The organism is Tsukamurella spumae, assembly GCF_012396015.1.
GTDB classification, from domain to species: domain Bacteria; phylum Actinomycetota; class Actinomycetes; order Mycobacteriales; family Mycobacteriaceae; genus Tsukamurella; species Tsukamurella spumae.
Genome location: NZ_JAAXOQ010000011.1, coordinates 78,152 through 95,130 on the forward strand (window position 1 = coordinate 78,152; position 16,979 = coordinate 95,130).

General features: G+C 73.5%; 12 protein-coding genes. 8 read left to right on the plus strand and 4 right to left on the minus strand.

Translation table 11 applies throughout. The features are described from left to right. Positions 1 to 11 precede the first annotated feature (11 nt). The 4 genes from recC to HF999_RS10230 are packed head-to-tail and all read left to right on the plus strand — an operon-like array spanning position 12 to position 9,431. The gene (recC, locus tag HF999_RS10215; RefSeq protein WP_168545766.1) at positions 12 to 3,362 is read left to right on the plus strand and encodes an exodeoxyribonuclease V subunit gamma; all 3,351 of its coding nucleotides are present in this window, start codon (positions 12 to 14) and stop codon (positions 3,360 to 3,362) included. Beyond that, positions 3,359 to 6,721, plus strand: coding sequence for a UvrD-helicase domain-containing protein (locus HF999_RS10220; protein ID WP_168545767.1), 3,363 nt, complete (start codon positions 3,359 to 3,361; stop codon positions 6,719 to 6,721). Before recC ends, HF999_RS10220 begins: the two co-directional genes overlap by 4 nt. Continuing rightward, positions 6,718 to 8,535, plus strand: a complete 1,818-nt coding sequence (gene recD / locus HF999_RS10225) for an exodeoxyribonuclease V subunit alpha (protein ID WP_168545768.1) — start codon at positions 6,718 to 6,720, stop codon at positions 8,533 to 8,535. Before HF999_RS10220 ends, recD begins: the two co-directional genes overlap by 4 nt. Then, the gene (locus HF999_RS10230; protein ID WP_168545769.1) at positions 8,532 to 9,431 is read left to right on the plus strand and encodes a hypothetical protein; all 900 of its coding nucleotides are present in this window, start codon (positions 8,532 to 8,534) and stop codon (positions 9,429 to 9,431) included. Before recD ends, HF999_RS10230 begins: the two co-directional genes overlap by 4 nt. 18 nt (positions 9,432 to 9,449) lie before the next feature. On the opposite strand, the gene HF999_RS10235 is transcribed toward HF999_RS10230, so the two are convergent. Together HF999_RS10235 and HF999_RS10240 are read right to left on the minus strand one after the other, a co-directional pair. Continuing rightward, a complete protein-coding gene (locus tag HF999_RS10235; protein ID WP_168545770.1) occupies positions 9,450 to 10,493 on the minus strand; it encodes a zinc-binding dehydrogenase in 1,044 nt (347 codons plus the stop codon). An 86-nt stretch (positions 10,494 to 10,579) separates the two neighbouring features. Then, on the minus strand, positions 10,580 to 10,870 hold the full coding sequence (locus HF999_RS10240) for a YiaA/YiaB family inner membrane protein (RefSeq protein WP_168545771.1): 291 nt from the start codon (positions 10,868 to 10,870) through the stop codon (positions 10,580 to 10,582). 168 nt (positions 10,871 to 11,038) lie between these two features. Between HF999_RS10240 and HF999_RS10245 the strand changes: the two genes are divergently transcribed. Beyond that, a complete protein-coding gene (locus HF999_RS10245; RefSeq protein ID WP_168545772.1) occupies positions 11,039 to 12,514 on the plus strand; it encodes a DUF4407 domain-containing protein in 1,476 nt (491 codons plus the stop codon). On the opposite strand, the gene HF999_RS10250 is transcribed toward HF999_RS10245, so the two are convergent. Next, positions 12,458 to 12,874, minus strand: a complete 417-nt coding sequence (locus tag HF999_RS10250; protein WP_168545773.1) for a MarR family winged helix-turn-helix transcriptional regulator — start codon at positions 12,872 to 12,874, stop codon at positions 12,458 to 12,460. The two genes, HF999_RS10245 and HF999_RS10250, sit on opposite strands and share 57 nt — an antisense overlap. Beyond that, positions 12,864 to 14,240 (minus strand): MFS transporter, encoded by a 1,377-nt coding sequence (locus HF999_RS10255; protein ID WP_168545774.1) that lies wholly within the window; start codon positions 14,238 to 14,240, stop codon positions 12,864 to 12,866. The genes HF999_RS10250 and HF999_RS10255 overlap by 11 nt, the downstream gene beginning before the upstream one ends. Before the next feature lie 114 nt (positions 14,241 to 14,354). On the opposite strand from HF999_RS10255, the gene HF999_RS22970 reads away from it, so the two are divergent. The 3 genes from HF999_RS22970 to HF999_RS10270 are packed head-to-tail and all read left to right on the plus strand — an operon-like array spanning position 14,355 to position 16,929. Further along, the gene (locus HF999_RS22970) at positions 14,355 to 14,888 is read left to right on the plus strand and encodes an NfeD family membrane protein (RefSeq protein ID WP_168545775.1); all 534 of its coding nucleotides are present in this window, start codon (positions 14,355 to 14,357) and stop codon (positions 14,886 to 14,888) included. Between the two features lie 57 nt (positions 14,889 to 14,945). Then, a complete protein-coding gene (locus HF999_RS10265) occupies positions 14,946 to 16,502 on the plus strand; it encodes a flotillin family protein (RefSeq protein ID WP_246207573.1) in 1,557 nt (518 codons plus the stop codon). Between the two features lie 7 nt (positions 16,503 to 16,509). Next, positions 16,510 to 16,929, plus strand: a complete 420-nt coding sequence (locus tag HF999_RS10270) for a MarR family winged helix-turn-helix transcriptional regulator (RefSeq protein WP_168545776.1) — start codon at positions 16,510 to 16,512, stop codon at positions 16,927 to 16,929. The last annotated feature ends 50 nt before the right edge of the window (positions 16,930 to 16,979 follow it).

Sequence of the window (16,979 nt, forward strand, 5' to 3'; positions counted from 1 at the left end):
GAACTGCGCACATGCTCACCGTGCACCGTTCCGAACGTGGCGACGTCCTCGTGGACGCGCTGGCGGACGTGCTCGCGGTTCCCGCGGCCGACCCGTTCCGCCCGGAACTGATCGCGGTCCCGGCGCGCGGGGTGGAGCGCTGGATCATCCAGGGATTGGCCACTCGGCTGGGCGTCGCCGCGAACATCGAGTTCCCCACCCCCGCCGGTCTGGTCGCCGAGGCGGTGGCCGCGGCCTCGGGCATCGCGCCGGACGATGACCCGTGGCGCGGGGAGCGGCTGGTGTGGCTCGTTCTCGCGGCGATCGACGAGATGGCCTTCGAGCCCTCGGGGGCGGTCCTCGCCCGGCACCTCGGGGTGGTCCGCCCCGGGGGCTGGGCCGCGCAGCCCGGGCACCGTCCCCGGCGCCGCTATCCGACCGCGGAGCTGCTCGCGGGTCTGCTGCGCTCCTACGGCGCGAACCGGCCCGGCATGCTGGTGGACTGGGCGGCGGGCCGCGACACCGACGGCATCGGTGGGGAGCTGCCCGAGGACCTGTCCTGGCAGGCCGAGCTCTTCCGTCGCGTCCGCACTCTCGCGGGATCGCCCAGCCCCGCCGAGCGGCTCGAGGCCGCCTGCGCGCAGTTGCGGGCGGAGCCGGGCATCGTCGACCTGCCCGAGCGGCTGTCGGTGTACGGACCCACCCGCCTCCCCGCAGACCAGGCGGCGGTCCTCGCGGCGCTCGCCGTGGGCCGCGAGGTGCACCTGTGGCTACCGCATCCCAGCCCGGCCCTGTGGGCCGAGCTGTCGGGCGGTGCCGCCCCGCCCGCCGGGCCCGTGCCCCGCACCGCCGGCGGCCCGACCGCAACGAACCCCCTGCTCGCGTCCCTCGGGCGCGAGGCGCGGGAGCTGCAGGCGCGCGTCGCGCCGCTGATGGATGCCGATGTGCACCACCCGACGCCGCCCCGCGCCGCGACCCTCCTCGGCGGCGTGCAGTCGGGTATCGCCGACGATGCCCCGCTCGCCGCGGGACGCACCGCGGACGGCTCGATCGAGTTCCACGCGTGCCACGGTCCGGCGCGCATGATCGAGGTCCTCCGGGAGCGGCTGGTCCGGCTGTTCGAGGACGATCCGACGCTGCAGCCGCGCGAGGTCCTCGTCACCTGCCCGGACATCGAGACCTATGCGCCCCTCATCCGTTCCGCGTTCGGCCAGGCCGTGGTGGACTCCGGTGGTCCCGGCCAGGCGGGGGAGGCGATACACCCGGCCCAGCGTCTGCGGGTGCGCCTGGCCGACCGATCGCTGCGGTTCACCAACCCCCTGCTCGACGCGCTGGTCACGGTCCTCGAACTCGCCGACGGTCGCGCCACCGTCGCCGAGGTGCTCGACCTGGGGGCCACCGATCCGGTACGGCGCCGGTTCCGGTTCAGCGATTCCGACATCGAACGGCTCCGGGAGTGGGCCGGCCCGTCGGGCGCCCGCTGGGGCCTCGACGAGGCGGCGCGCGAGCGCTACGGGCTGCGCGGGTTCCCGCAGAACACACTGGCCACCGCGCTGGACCGGATCGTGCTCGGCGTCGTCGCCGATGAGACCGACGGGGCGTGGCTGGGCCTGGGCCTGCCGCTGGACGATGTGGACTCCACCGACATCGACCTCGTCGGCCGGTTCGCCGAGTACCTCGACGTGCTCACCCGCGCGACCGCGGAGAGCCGCGGGCGCCGGCCGGCTCGGGACTGGGCGGAGTCGCTGCAGCGGCTGGTCGGCGAGATCGGGGCGGTGCCCGCCGCGGACGCGTGGCAGGTCACCCAGGCCGGTCGCGAGCTGACCGCGGCCCTGCGCGACGGATCGGACCGTGACCTGACGCTGACCGAGGTGCGCGCCATGCTGGGCTCGCGCCTGGGTGCCAAGCCCACCCGCGCCAACTTCCGCACGGGCGAGCTCACGGTGTGCACGCTGGTGCCGATGCGGTCGGTGCCGCACCGCGTGGTGGTGCTGCTGGGCTTGGACGACGAGGTGTTCCCACGGTCCACGCGATACTCCGGCGACGACGTCCTGGGGCGTACCCCGTGCGTCGGCGAGCGCGATCCGCGCGCCGAGGACCGGGAACTGTTCCTCGACGCGGTCACCAGCGCCACCGACCGACTGCTGGTCTTCTACACGGGCGCGGATCCGGTCAAGGGCACGCGGCGTCCGCCGGCGGTCCCGGTCGCCGAACTCCGCGACGCGGCGCGGGCCCTCCTCACCGACGTGGACGCCGCCGTCGGGGACGCGGCGGACGACGAGAGCTCGGAGATCGCGGGGCTCGAGTTCCGGCATCCGTTGCAGCCCTTCGACCCCGGCAACTTCGACCCCGACCGGTTCGGACTCGGCGCGCCCTTCTCGTACGATCCCGCGGCGTACGCGGGGGCCAGGGCAGCGGCATCGACACCGGAGCCGGTTCCGCCCTTCCTCGCCGCGCCGCTGGCCGCGTCCGCGGTCGAGGACGTCGATCTCGATGCGCTGGTGCGGTTCTGCGAGCACCCCGTCAAGGCCTTCCTGCGCCAGCGCCTGCACTTCACCGTGCCGGATCAGGACGACGAGCTCGCCGAGGCGCTGACGATCGCGCCGGACGGCCTGCAGCAGTGGGAGATCGGCGAGCGCATGCTCGCCTCCGCGCTCGCGGGCACGCCGCCCGAGCGGTTCGCGGCGGCGGAGATGCGGCGCGGAACGCTACCGCCCTTCGCCCTCGGTTCCGCCGTCCTCGATCGGGTCGCCGCCGATGTCGCGGACTTGGCCCGCGTTGCCGGCCCGCACCTCGTGGGCGCCGCGACCACCGTCGATATCGGCGTGGACCTGGGCGACGGGCGCAGGCTGGTCGGGTCCGTGCCGGCGGTGCGGCCCGACGGGGTCGTGCGCGCCTCGTTCAGCAAACTCGCGGCGAAGCACCGGGTCTCGGCGTGGGTGTCGCTGCTCGCGCTGGCCGCCGGTGGCTACGAGGAACGCTCCGCCCTCATCCTGGGGCGCGGCTACCGGGGTGTCTCTGCGTCGCGGCTGCAGGCCCCCGCTGATCCGATCGCGGAGCTGCGGGCGCTGGTGGACCTGCGGGACCGCGGGCTCGCCGAGCCGCTGCCGCTGTTCCCCAAGTCCTCGCCCGCGTACATCGCGACCGCGCTCGGCGGCAAGAGCACGAAGATCTCGTTGGAGGCCGCCCGCGCCGAGTTCGACGGGAAGTTCGGCGACGGGACGGACCAGTCCATCCGGTACGCGCTGGGCGATTCCGCCTTCGACGATGCGCTCGGCCCGCCGCGGGGCTCCGAGGCGGAGTTCTCCCGCGCGGGAACGCGGTTCGGCGCGCTCGCCGCGCGGCTGTGGGTGCCGCTGCTGACCCATGAGGAGCTGTCATGACCGCCCGCGAATCGGTGCTAGGCGTGACCCCGTTCGAGCTCACGGGGCCGCTACCCACCGGCGGCGCCACCACCGTCCTCGAAGCGAGCGCGGGTACCGGCAAGACCTATGCGATCGTCGGGCTGCTCACCCGGTACGTCGCCGAGGGCGTCGCGGAGCTGGGGGAGATGCTCCTCATCACGTTCTCCCGCGCCGCCACCCAGGAGCTGCGGGAACGCGCCCGTGCGCGCCTGCTCTCCGCCGAACGGGCCCTCCGTGATCCGGAGGCCGCCCGCGCCGCCCAGGACGAGCTGATCCGTCACCTCGCCGCGGGGGACCCCGGCGAGGTCGCGCTGCGGCACCGCAGGCTGGTCGCCGCCCTGTCCGACTTCGACGCGGCCACCATCACCACCACCCACGGCTTCTGTCAGCGGATGCTCGACGCACTGGGCCTCGCGGGCGATCTGGAGCCCGGGGTCACCTTCGTGGAGGACATCGGCGACCTCGTCCAGGAGGTCGCGGAGGACGCTTACCTGGCGATGTTCGCGGGGCGGCCGCGGCCGCCCTTCCCGCTGCCGATCGCACTGCAGTTCGCGCGCACCGTCGTCGCGAATCCCCGCGCCGCGATCACGCCGCGCGACGCGGCGGAGGGCTCCGATGTCGCGCTGCGCGTCGCCTACGCGGACTCCGTCCGCAAAGAGGTGGAGCGCCGCAAGCGGGCCGGCCGGCTGCGCGATTTCGACGACCTGCAGGGGCTGCTCCGCGACGCGCTGACCGACCCTGCGCACGGGGAGCGGGCCTGCGCGCGGCTCCGTGAGGCCTACTCGGTGGTGCTGGTCGACGAGTTCCAGGACACCGACCCCGTGCAGTGGGACATCCTGCACGCGGCGTTCCACGGCAGCCGCACGCTCGTGCTGGTGGGCGACCCGAAGCAGGCCATCTATGCCTTCCGCGGCGCAGAGGTCTACAGCTACCTCGAGGCGTCCAAGGCCGCCACCACGCACCAGGCGCTCGACGTCAACCGCCGCTCCGATCGGCCGCTGGTCGACGCCCTGCAGCACCTCTACGGCGATGTCGCGCTGGGCGACTCGCAGATCGTGGTGGGCCGGGTCAGCGCGCACCACCCGGATTCCCGGCTCGACGGTCCGCCGCTGCGGCTGCGGTACCTCGGGTCGAACGGGGTCGGGCCCAAGACCCAGTACGGCATTCCGCGTGTGCCCGGCGTCCGCGCGGCGGTGCTGCGGGACACGGCGGCGGACATCGTCCGGACCCTGGTCGCCGAGGAGAGCTACGACGACGCCCACGACGGGCCCCGCGCACTGCAGCCGCGCGACATCGCCGTGCTCGTGCGTAAGAACGAGCACATCGCCGAGCTGCAGACACTGCTGCAGAGTCTCGGCGTGGCGGCGGTCGCCGCAGGCGGTGCGAGCGTGTTCACCACCGCGGCCGCCGTCGACTGGCTGCGGCTCCTGCAGGCCCTGGAGAACCCCGGCCGCGGCGATCGGGCCCGCCTGGCCGCGCTCACGCCGCTGTTCGAGTTCACCGCCCGCGACCTCGACGAGCGCGGCGACGAGCTGGTCTCCGAGATCAGCGGCCGGCTGCGGACGCTTGCCGGGATCTTCGCCCGCTCGGGCTTCGCGGCGATGTTCGACGCGCTCGCCACGCGTTCGCGGTTCGACGAGCGGATGCTCGGCCGGATCGGCGGCGAGCGCACTCTCACCGACCTGCGGCACGTCGCCGAGCTGGTGCAGCACGCCACCGTCACCCACGGTCTCGGCCTGGGCGCCGCGACCCGGTGGCTGGCCGAGCGCATCGCCGACCCGGGCCGCGGCGGCACCGCCGATCCCGCGCGCCGCCTCGCGACCGACACCGAGGCGGTGCAGCTCATGACGGTCCACGCCAGCAAGGGTCTGCAGTTCCCCGTGGTGTACCTGCCCTTCGCGTGGGATTCCTTCGGCGGCTTCGGCGATCGCGACACCTTCACCTTCCACGACGCGGGGGAGCGGCTGGTCGATGTCGGCGGAAAGGATGCGCCGGGCTACGGCAAGCGGCTGGCCGTCTCGCGTGAGGAGGAGGCGGCTGAGGAACTGCGCCTGCTGTACGTGGGTGCCACGCGGGCGCAGTCGCGGCTGGTCCTGTGGTGGGCGCCGAGCACCACCACGAAGGGATCGCCCCTGCACCGGCTGCTGTTCTCCGAGGTGGGCGGCGGTCGCGTGCCCGCGGAGCAGGCCCCCATTCCGCACGACGACGAGACCGGCGCGCGGCTGCGGGAGTGGGCGGCGCCCGTCGAGGCGGCCGTGTCGATCGAGGCGGTGGACCTGTCCGCGCCCGCGCCGCCGCAGTGGCGTCCCCCGTTCGCCGGCTTCCCGGAGCTGGTGCTCGGCCGCGCCGAGCGTCGGATCGACCCCACCTGGCGGCGCACGAGCTACTCGGCGCTCACCGCGGATGCCGCGCACGGCCCCGCGGAGGCCGCCCCGGACACCGGCAGTGAGCCGGACGAGCCCGGCATCGCCGACGAGCCCCTGGACGAGCCGCTGGTCGCCGCCGCGTCGGATGCCGCCGGCGCGGGCGGCGCACCGTCGTCCCTGATGAACGGTCTGTCGGGCGGGGCCGTGTTCGGCACCCTCGTGCACGAGATCCTCGAGCACGTCGACACCGGCGCCCCGGATCTGGAGGCCGAGGTGCTCACGCGCTGCCGCGAGGCGTCCGAGTTCGGCGCGGTCCCCGACGATCCCGCGGAACTGGCCGGGGCGCTCGTCGCGGTGCTGCGCACTCCACTCGGCGTCGGGGACCTGGCGGGGCTGACCCTGGCCGGCATCGCGCCCGGCGATCATCTCGCCGAGCTCGATTTCGAACTCCCGCTCGGCGCGGACGACGGCGGCGCGGCCACGCTGGCGCAGATCGCGGATCTGCTCGACGCGCACGTGCCCGCCGACGATCCGCTGGCGCCCTACGCGGAGCGGCTGCGCGAGGTGCCGGGGGCCGCGCTCCGCGGCTACCTGACCGGCAGCATCGACTCGGTCCTGCGGGTCACGGGCCCCGACGGCACCGTCCGGTACACGGTGGTCGACTACAAGACCAACCGGCTCGCCCGCGGCGACCTCACCACGGCCGACTACACGCCCGCGGCGATGGCGCGCGAGATGATCTCGTCGCACTACGTGCTGCAGGCGCTGCTGTACTCCGTTGCGCTGCACCGGTTCCTGCGATGGCGAGTACCCGGCTACCGGCCGGAGAAGCACCTCGGGGTCGTGCAGTACCACTTCGTGCGCGCGATGATCGGTCCCGAGACCCCGCGCGGCGCAGGCGTCTTCGAGTGGCACCCGCCGGCGGCGCTCGTGGTCGCGGTGTCCGACGCGCTGGCGGGAGGAGCAGCATGACCACGGCCGAGAAGACCTTGCTGCAGACCTTCGCCGACGCGGGGGTCCTCGGCCCGGCCGACGTGCACGTCGCGGCCGCGCTCGGCCGCCTCGGCGGCGAGACGGACGAGTCGGTGCTGCTGGCCGCAGCGCTCGCCACCCGCGCCGTCCGGCTCGGTTCGGTGTGCCTGGAGCTCTCCCGTCTGCGGGACGTCGCCGTCGACGGTGACGGCGAGGTCGACGTGGACGCCCTGCCGTGGCCCGAGGTTGCCGCGGTTCGCGACGCGTTGCGCGGTAGCCCGCTGGTGGTGGGCGGCGCGGCCGGCCCGCTGCGGCCGCTGCGGCTGGTGCGCGACGAGCTCCTCTACCTGGACCGGTACCACCGCCAGGAGGAGACGGTGCGCGCAGTGCTCGACGCGCGTGGGGGTGCCGCGCCGGGCGTGGACATCGCGCGACTGCGCGAGGGCCTGCGGGAGCGGTTCCCCGAGCCGGGGCCGGACCGGCAGCGGCTCGCGGCCGCCGCGTCGGTGCTCGGGCAGACGACGGTGCTCGCCGGCGGTCCCGGCACCGGCAAGACCTACACCGTGGCTCGGATCCTCGCACTGCTCTTCGACCAGCACGGCCCGGACCTGCGGATCGGGCTCGCCGCCCCCACCGGGCGGGCGGCCGCACAGCTCGCCGGCGAGGTCCGCACCCAGGGCGCCGCGCTCGGCCTGCCGCGGGAGATCCCGGCGCAGACGATCCACCGCATGCTCGGCTTCAAACCGGGCAATGCCAGCCGGTTCCGGCACGACGCGAGCAATCACCTGCCCTACGACGTGGTGGTCGTGGACGAGACCTCGATGGTCTCGCTGACGATCATGTGCCGGTTGCTGGAGGCGCTGCGGCCCGAGGCCAGGCTCATCCTGGTGGGCGACCCGGACCAGCTGGCATCGGTCGATGCCGGCGCCGTCCTCGGGGACCTGGTGGCGCGTGGCGTGACCACGGCGCCGTCGCCGGAGCTGGATGCGCTGCTGGCCGACGAGCGAGCGCGCACGGGAGGCGACGAGGAGGTCCTCGACGAGGCGGAGCTGGGCGAGGCGCGGCGGGGCGTGGTCCGGCTGCGCCGTGGCCGCCGATTCACGGGCGCGCTCGGCGAGCTCGCCGATGCGGTCCGCCGGGGTGACGCCGACCGCGTGATCGAGCTGGCCCGCGACGGCGGGGGCGGCGCGATCGAGTGGTGCGAGCCGGAGGATGTCGAGAGCCTGCGCGCCGACGTCCGGGCGGCGAGTGCGGCCACCGTCGCCGCCGCGCAGCAGGGGCTCGTGGCGGACGCGGCCACCGGCGTGCAGCAGCACCGGGTGCTCTGCGCGCACTCCGAGGGACCGTCCGGGGTCACCCGGTGGGCGCAGCTCGCCGAGGAGTGGGCCGGCGCGCGCACCGGAGGGGCGGGCTGGTACGCCGGACAGCCGCTGCTCGTGACGGCCAACGACTACGACACCAAGGTCTACAACGGCGACGTGGGCGTGGTGATCGCCCACGACGGCGACCCGTCGGACCTGCGGGCCGCGTTCGCGCGCGGCGCCGACGTCGCGTTGCTGTACCCGAACCAGCTGGTCGCGGTCCGCACGGTCTACGCCATGACGATCCACCGCAGCCAGGGCAGCCAGTACGACGCGGTGTCCGTGGTGATCCCGCCCGCCGATTCGCGGTTGCTCACCCGTGAGCTGCTCTACACCGCGATCACCCGCGCCCGGCGCAAGGTCCGGCTGCTCGGCGGTGAGGAAGCGCTGCGCGCCGGCGTGCAGCGGCAGGTGTTGCGTGCGAGCGGCCTCCGGGGTGAGGGTGGGACATGACCGAACGCAGGCGCGTGCTCATCCAGGGTGCCGGGGCGGTCACCGCCGCCGCGGGCGCGCTGCTCGCCGAAACCGGCGCCGAGGTCCGGGCGGCCTCGCGCCGCGACGGGGTGATCCTCACGGCCGTCGCGCCCGACGGGGCCGTCGCGCACGTGCCGGTGGTGACCTACCCGCAGGTCGAGGCCGACGAAGTGCAGGGCGAGGTCGATCTCCTGATTCTCACGTCCGCGCCCGGCGAGCTCGCGCCCGACGTCGCGGCCGCGCTGGCCGCGCTGGCCGCGGCACGACCGGCGGCGATCGGCGTGACCAGCCCGGTGATCGGCGATGCGGCGATCGCGCAACGGATGTTCCCGGGCGCCGAGGTGGCGACGCTCGCGCCCGGTCTGCTCGCGTTCGCGACCTCGCGCGGTACCGAGACGCGGGCCGAGTACTGGGTGCCGCCGCTCGTCCCGGCGTTCGCCGCCGTCGGGGTCGACGGTGCGCCGGAGCTGCCGCGTCGGCTCGCCGCCGAGTATCCGAAGGTGGTCGGCCGGACGCCGGCGAAGGCCGCCGATGCCGTCGGCGTGCTGATGGTGCCCTACGCGGCCGAGCTGGCGGTCGTCGGCGGCGACTGGCCCACCTTCCTGCGCCGGCTTCGCCGTCCGGGTCGGGCGATGGCCGAGGCGATGCGCGCCGACGTCGGGCTGCGGGTGTTCGCGCCGCCGCCACTGGTGGTGCGTGCCGTGCTCCGGCGGATGGACGCGATGGTGCCCTTCGATTTCCCCAAGTTCGCCGGCAACCATTTCGTCCGGCACGCCGGGCAGAGCCAGCGCATCCTCGACGCCTGGCGGGCCATGACGCCCCGCGCCACTCCGGCGCTGGATTCGCTCCGCGAGGATCTCGCCGCGGTCGTGTAGTCGCGCCGCGGACCGGCGTCAGGGCTGCACGAGCAGCCTGATCGGGTTGCCCTCGTGCCGCTCGAGCCGGTCGATGCCCGCCGCGATGTCCTCCAGCGGCACGATCCCGCTGACGGACCGGGACAGGTCGAGGCGTCCGAGCGAGACCAGCGTCGCGAGGGTCTCGATGTCGACGTTCTTGTAACCGAGGTGGCCGAGCACCTGCTTGCGGGTCAGCCCGAACATCGTCGTGGACCCGACGGTCGGTTCCTGATCGCTCATCCCGACGGAGATCAGACGCCCCCCGACGGTGAGGTGGCTCAGCGCCTGCTCGAAGGTCGCCTTGAGGCCCACGGCGTCGAACGCGACGTCCAGGCCGCGGCCTCCGGTGACCTCGGCGATCTTCGCTCCGAGCTGCTCGTCGCGGGAGTCGAAGGCGTGGTCGGCGCCGACCTCGAGGGCGCGCTCGAGCACCTCGGGGTTGATGTCGACCGCGACGATCGGCGCCGCCCCGACGAGTCGTGCCAGCTGCACCACGTGCGTGCCGACCCCGCCCAGGCCCCACACGCCGACGGACTCGCCGACGCCGACCTTGCCGGTCCGTACGACCGCGCCGTACGGCGTCGAGACCGCGTCCGCGAGGATCGCCGCCTGCTCGAGGGGGACGTTGTCCGGGACGCGGGTCAGTCCGGCGGCCTGGGCGACGGTGTACTCCGCCCAGGCCCCGTCGTAGGCGAACGCCATGATCTTGACCTGCGTGCAGTCGGCGAAGTTCCCGCGCCGGCAGTTCGGGCAGGTCGTGCACGGCCGGCCCGCGGCGACGATCACGCGGTCGCCCTCGGCCCAACCGGTCACCCCGGGGCCCAGCTTCGCGACCGTCCCCGACGCCTCGTGGCCCTGCGTCACCTCCGGGAGCATCGCCGGGAACGTGCCGTTGATGAGGCTGAGATCGGAGTGGCAGATGCCGCAGAACGCGACCTTCACCAGCACCTCGCCGGGACCGGGTTCGGGAATGGGTACGTCCTCGACGCTGATCGTCCGGGTGTCGGCATGGAAGCGCTGTGCGCGCATGGTGGCGGTCATCGCTCCATCATCGGTGGCGTCCCGTCGGTTGGAGCGATTTCGGGATGTTCGCCCGAGGTACGGCTGACCGGGTCTGTGGGCCGATGTCAGCCCACGCTGCGCAGCGGATCGTGCTCCGCCATAAGCTTGTCGATCCGGGCCTCGTCCACGCGGACGCGGATGCTGTTCGCCTCCTGCTGGTCGCGGACGACCTTGGCGAGGTTGAACGTGCTGGTGATGAGGAACAGGGCGCCCACGATGAGGAAGCCGCGCTGCCACGGATCCACGGGTAGGTAGAAGGCGCCCACGAGCAGGGACCCCGCCGAGACGGCGAAGGCGATGGCGGACTGGATGAAGAACGCTGCGGTGGGCTTCGGAGCCGTTGCTGTACTGGTCATGGGCATCAGCCTGCCGTGCGCCGGACGCCCGCGGATGCGTAGAAGTACTCGGTTCGTGCGGGTACTTCGCACTGTGAAAGCGGCCACACGATTGGGCGCGAGCGGCCCGGTGCTGCGATGGTTGATGAGAGAAGAACGACGACATTCTATCGCAGCGACGGAGGTGGCATGACGACGGTCCTGGTCCTCGCGGTACTCGCGGCGCTGGTCGGGGGAACGATCTGCCTCCTGCTGGCCGTTCCCGGCCGCCGCGCACCGCTGCCCGGCCGGTTCCTCGTCGCGGTCCTGATCGGGCTGGTCGTCGGCGAGACGGTCTCGATGCTCGCGCTGAACGGTGCGATCGAGGACCGGCTGCGGGCCGATGCCGTCGCCGCCGCAACCGCAGTGCCCGCGGTCCGTGCCGCGCAGGCCGACCTCGACGCCGCGCGGGCCGATCGGGCCGCGCTCGACAGCTCCGTCACCGAGGCGAGCGCCCGGCGCGATCAGGCGCTCGTCGTGGCTCGCTGCGAGTACCGGCCGGGCCCGGCCTGCCCGCAGACCTCGATCACCGGCGTGCCCGGCCAGGGGCCCGAGACGCGCACCGCCAACCAGCGGCTCGCGGCGGCGCAGGCCGACCTCGACCGCGCGACCGCCGCCCGCGCGGCCCGGTCCCCGGCCCTCGACGCGCGGGTCGAGCGCGCCCGCTCCGATGCGCAGTCCGCGCGGGAGGCTGCGGTCGCCGACGGCGACGACGGGATCGGCGCCCGCTGGGTCGCGCTGAACGGTGTGACGGTCCATTCGTTCCCGGCCGCGGCGCTGCGGATCGTGATCGACCTCGTGAGCATCGTGCTGGCGCTGCTCCCGCTGCTTCTGCGCCTGTGGCGCGGCGACACCACCCGCGACATCCGGCGCCGACAGGAGCTCGAGAGCGAGCGACTGGCCGCAGCGGCGCAGCTCGCGATCGACCGCGGGCACCAGGAGCGGCGCATCGAAATCGCACTGGCACAGGATCATCCGACCCGGGTGCTGGAGGCGGCGGGCTTCGAGCCCGTGGCCGTGACGGCGCGCCGGTACGTGCGGGAGGCACCGTCGGGTCCGGCACCGTCGGGGACGACGGTCGCGAGTCACGCGCCGGACGACGACTTCCTGCCGATCGCCGCCGCCGCGGAGGCGGCGAGCCTCGCCGCGCTCCGGCCGGACCAGCCGGTCGCGGACGAGACTCCCACGGGTCCGATCCCCGTGATCACCAGCGCCACTGACGATCCCGAGCCCGCCGAGGAGGCGACCGTGTCCGACCGGACGAACCCACCCGTTCCCGCCCGCGCGACGGAGACCGCGCCCGCGGTACCGCAGCGGGAGGTCGCGCGCACGCCCAACCCGTTCGTGCCGCCCGTGCTCGACGACGCCGCGCGGACCCTCGCCGGGTTCGTGCGCCCGCTCGTGCCGCCGATCGTGGCGCGGGTACTGCCGGGGGTCCAGCAGACGCGGACGATCCAGCAGTCCTACGAGGAGGTCGAGGAGGTGACCTTCTCGATGCGACGCACCCGGAAGGTCACCGTCGGGACGGTCGAGCAGAGCGCCGCGGCACCGTCGTCCGACGGTGCCGGGCTATCCGGCCAGCGTCCGGGCGAGCTCGGCCAGCCGCGCGAGCTCCCCGGGGGTTAGTGACCGGATCGCGGGCGGCGCCGGGTCCTCGACCGCCGCCATCGCGTCGACGACGACGCGCCCGGCATCGGTGATGGTGACGACCTTCACGCGCCGGTCCTCGGGGGAGACGGTGCGTTGCACGTGCCCGCGTGCCTGGAGATCGTTGACGGCCACGGTGGTCGCCGGGGCGTCCATGTCCGCGAGCGCGGCGAGCTCCTTGAGCGTGAGCGGCCCGTAGCGGTCCAGCCGCTTGAGCACCCGCAGCCGGCTGAAGGGGAGTCCGGTGCGCTCGGTGACGGAGCGTCGCCAGTCCGAACGGCTGTCGAGGACGGCGTGGACGAGGAGGCTCCAGACCTCGTCGGGGCTTTCAGCGGACATCCGCAACCTCTTTCGCTGTGAGCAGGGGAACGATCCGCTCGCGCGAGCGCTCGGCGCGGGCACCGGTGGACACCAGCGCGAGGATCACCATGACAGCGGTGAAGCCGGCGGTCGCCCACCACAGCGACGCTCCCATGAGCAGCCCCGACAGCGCCACCCCGAGGCTGACGCCGAGCTGTCGGCTGGTGCTCGCCACGGCGGCCGCGGCCCCGGCCCGATCGAGTGGCATGCCGCTGACGGCGGAGTTGGTGATCGGCGCGTTGACGAGTCCGAAACCCGTGCCGAAGACGGCGAACACGATGCCCAGCACGAGCAGCGGCGTGGTCGGCCCGACCGCGGTCAGCGCGACCGTCGCGCAGGTCATCAGCACGCCCGCGCCGAGCAGTGAGGGACGCGGACCGAACCGGGCGACGAGGCGGCCGGACACGGGGGAGGCGACGAACACGCACAGCGCCATGGGCAGGAGCATCAGCCCGGTCTGCACGGCGGAGAAGTGACGGGTGTTCTGCAGATACAGCGACATGGTGAACAGGAACGCGCCGAAGCCCGCGAAGGCGCAGACCGCGGTGAGCGTGGCCGCCGAGAACGGGATGCTGCGGAAGAAGCGCAGGTCGATGAACGGCGACGGATGGCGGCGCTCGTGGGCGATGAAGCCGGCCAGCGCGACGGCGGTCACGAGCAGGACCAGCGGCTCGCGTTCGATGAGACCGAACACGGCGGTGAACATGACCGCGATGGCCAGTATCTGGCCGAGGGGGTCGATGCTGCGCGGCGTCGCGGCCTTCGATTCGGGCACGACGGCGTAGGTAAGGGCGATCGCGACGGCGCAGATCGGCAGGTTCACCCAGAACACCGACTGCCAGCCCAGTGCGTCGATGAGCACGCCGCCCACCAGCGGTCCGACGGCCGTCGAGACACCGACGACCGCGCCCCACAGGCCGATCGCGCGGGCGCGCTCGGCCGGATCGATGAAGACGGCGGTGACGATCGACAGGGCCACCGGCGACAGCATCGAGCCGCCGACCGCCTGGATCCCACGGGCCGCGATCAGGACCTCGACGGAGGGCGCGAGGCTGCACAGCAGCGATCCTGCGGCGAAGATCGTGAGCCCGAGTCGGAAGATCCGTCGGCGACCGAAGCGGTCCGCCGTGGCGCCGGACAGGACCAGCAGGCTCGCGAGAGTGAGCGTGTAGATGTCGACCACCCATTGCAGGTGGGTGACGGACGCCGACATGTCGCGGCCGATCGCGGGGAGCGCGACGTTGACGATCGTCGCGTCCATCGACGAGATGAGCAGGCTGAGGCTGCAGGCGACGAGGATCAACGCTCGTCGTCGGGGTCCGAGGTGCGGAATGCTTGTAGGCATACAAGGATTGTATGACCACAACTAATAGAATGGAAACAGATTTCCGTAGCGAACGCCTCGTACGCATTGTTTGCTATACTGCAATCAGGAGATCCGAGCGCAGAGGAGGCGCCCGTGGTTACCGTTTTCGCAGTCTGTGCCGTGGTCGGCGTGCTCGTCCTGGTCGCGTCACTCGTCCTGGGGGACATCGACATCGGGGGCACCGATATCGGCGGCCCGCACGCCGACGCCGGTCTGCCCTGGCTCAGCGCGCCCGCCCTCGCGGCGGCCGTCGGGGTGTTCGGCGTCGTCGGGTGGCCGCTGTCCGCCGGAACCTCGGTGCCGATGGCCGCAGTGGTGATCGTGGCCGCGGGCGCGGGCGTCCTCGCCTACGGCGTGCTCATGCTGGTGCTCCGGGCGATGCGTCGCTCCCAGGCCGGCACCGTCGCCGGGCTCCGTGCGGCGATCGGCACCATCGGCGAGCTGAGCATGGAGATCCCCGCGGGCGGCTGGGGGCAGGTGCGCTACCTGGACTCGGAGTCGGTGCGCGCCGTCACCAACGCCGTCCTCGTCGACCCGGGGGCGTCCGCGCGCCCGGGTCAATCGGTCCTCATCGTCGATGTCGACGGTGACCGGCTCGTGGTGCAGCCGCTCGACACGCAGGACTGATGCGTCGCCGCCGGCGCGCCTCACGAACGAACGCAGAAGGATTCAGGAGGGAACGAGATGGTGATGATCCTGATCGCGGCCGGTGCCGCGGTGATCGTGATCCTGTTGGCGATGTGGATCTTCTTCCACAACTACATCAAGTCCCCGCCGGACCAGGTGGCCATTTTCACCGGGCGCGGGGAGATGAAGGTCGTCCGCGGCGGTGCCCGGTTCAAGATGCCGGGACTCGAGCGCGTCGACTACATGCCCCTGCGTCCGTTCGAGGTGCGCATCGCGCTCAGCAACGCCCGGAGCATCGACGGTGTGCCCGTCGAACTGCAGGCCGTGGGCCTCGTCCGCATCGGCACCACCGACGAGATGACCCGCACCGCGGCGCAGCGCTTCCTCACCGCGAACATGGCCGAGCTGGAGAACCAGATCAACGAGATCCTGGCCGGCAGCCTGCGCGGGATCGCGGCCACGATGACCGTCGAGCACCTCAACAGCAACCGCGAAGCCCTCGCGCGCGGCGTCGTCGAGGAGGCCGGGGGCGACCTCGCGCGCATCGGCATGGAGGTCGACATCCTCAAGATCGCCGGCATCGAGGACCGCAACGGCTACCTCGAGTCGCTCGGCCAGAAGCGCATCGCCGAGGTCAAGCGCGACGCCGACATCGGTAAGGCCGAGGCCGAGCGCGACTCCCTGATCCGCTCCGCCGACGCCCGCCGGGCGGGCGAGATCGCCCAGACCGAGGCGGAGACCGCGATCGCCGAGGCCCAGCAGAGCCGGGACGTGCGCGTCGCCCAGCTCCGTGCCCAGACCGAGGCGCAGAACGCGGAGGCCGACCAGGCCGGGCCGCTGGCCAAGGCGAGGGCGGAGAAGAACGTCGGCATCGCGCTCGAGGAGGCCGAGGCGGCCCGCATCGAGGCGCGCACCGAGGTCGAGCGCAAGCGTCGCGCGCAGGCTGAGGCGGCGCTGGAGGCCGACGTCATCGCGCCCGCCGAGGCGCAGCGCCAGGCCGCGATCACCCGGGCCGAGGGTGAGCGGCAGTCCGCGATCCTCACCGCCGAGGCCCGCGCCAACTCGACCCGGCTCGACGGCGAGTCGGCCGCCGATGCCCGCAAGTCGGCCGCGGCCGCCGTCGAGGCCGAGCTGCGCGCCGACGCGGCCGGCAAGCTCGCGCAGGCCGAGGTGCACGCCGAGTCGATCCGGCTCGAGGGCGAATCGAAGGCGACGGCCCGCAAGTCCGCGGCCGAGGCGCTCGAGGCCGAGCTGCGCGCCGACGCGGCGGGTAAGCAGGCCCAGGCCGAGGCCTTCAACCAGTACAACTCGGACGCCGCGCGACTGCTGCTGGTGCCGCAGGTGCTTGCCACGATCGAGGGCGCGGTCCGCGCCCAGTCGGAGGCCACCGCCGCGATCGACAGCATCAACATCATCGGCGGCGGGAGCAACGACGCCACCGGGGGACTGCTGGGCCTGTCCGCACAGTCCATCGCGTCGATCGTCGCGGCACTGCGCGCGCAGGGGATCGACCTGTCGAAGCTGCTCGACGGTGGCGCCCCCGCAGTCGGCGCCGGGGAAGCGGCCGAGCCCGTGGCACCGGCGGAGCGGCCGGGCACCGTCGACGACGAGTAGTGCGCCGGTGAAGCCCGGCGATGCCGAGGCGCTGCGCCTCGCGGTGGGTCTGCTGGAGGAACGACTGCGGCGGCTGCCCGCCGCCGGGCTGCGCGGCTCCGAGCTGTTCGTCCTCACCACCGTCGAGGCGCTGGGCCCCGCGGCCTTCCCGACGGCGATCGGCGACCGCCTGGACATGAAGCGCTCGAACGTGTCCGCCGCGATCGCCGGCCTGCGGCGGCGGGGCTTCCTGCAGGGCGACGCCGACGGTTCCGACGGGCGGCGGCGGCCCGTCGCCCTCACCGATCGCGGGCGCGCCGTACTCCACGCCCGTGATGCCGCGCAGGACGCGTGGCTCGTGGACGCCGGCGGCACGCACCTCACCGCGGACGAGGTCGCGCAGCTCCGGGGCTCGATCCCGCTGCTCCTGCGGCTGGCCGGGGGATGAGAATCATCCCGAGCGCAACTCTGGGCGCGGCCGGCGCCCGGCGATAGTCT

Bases quoted from the DNA above. Each gene is read 5' to 3' on its own strand.
- recC (WP_168545766.1), top strand. From the start codon at position 12: ATGCTCACCGTGCACCGTTCCGAACGTGGCGACGTCCTCGTGGACGCG.
- HF999_RS10220 (WP_168545767.1), top strand. From the start codon at position 3,359: ATGACCGCCCGCGAATCGGTGCTAGGCGTGACCCCGTTCGAGCTCACG.
- recD (WP_168545768.1), top strand. From the start codon at position 6,718: ATGACCACGGCCGAGAAGACCTTGCTGCAGACCTTCGCCGACGCGGGG.
- HF999_RS10230 (WP_168545769.1), top strand. From the start codon at position 8,532: ATGACCGAACGCAGGCGCGTGCTCATCCAGGGTGCCGGGGCGGTCACC.
- HF999_RS10235 (WP_168545770.1), bottom strand. From the start codon at position 10,493: ATGACCGCCACCATGCGCGCACAGCGCTTCCATGCCGACACCCGGACG.
- HF999_RS10240 (WP_168545771.1), bottom strand. From the start codon at position 10,870: ATGACCAGTACAGCAACGGCTCCGAAGCCCACCGCAGCGTTCTTCATC.
- HF999_RS10245 (WP_168545772.1), top strand. From the start codon at position 11,039: ATGACGACGGTCCTGGTCCTCGCGGTACTCGCGGCGCTGGTCGGGGGA.
- HF999_RS10250 (WP_168545773.1), bottom strand. From the start codon at position 12,874: ATGTCCGCTGAAAGCCCCGACGAGGTCTGGAGCCTCCTCGTCCACGCC.
- HF999_RS10255 (WP_168545774.1), bottom strand. From the start codon at position 14,240: ATGCCTACAAGCATTCCGCACCTCGGACCCCGACGACGAGCGTTGATC.
- HF999_RS10265 (WP_246207573.1), top strand. From the start codon at position 14,946: ATGGTGATGATCCTGATCGCGGCCGGTGCCGCGGTGATCGTGATCCTG.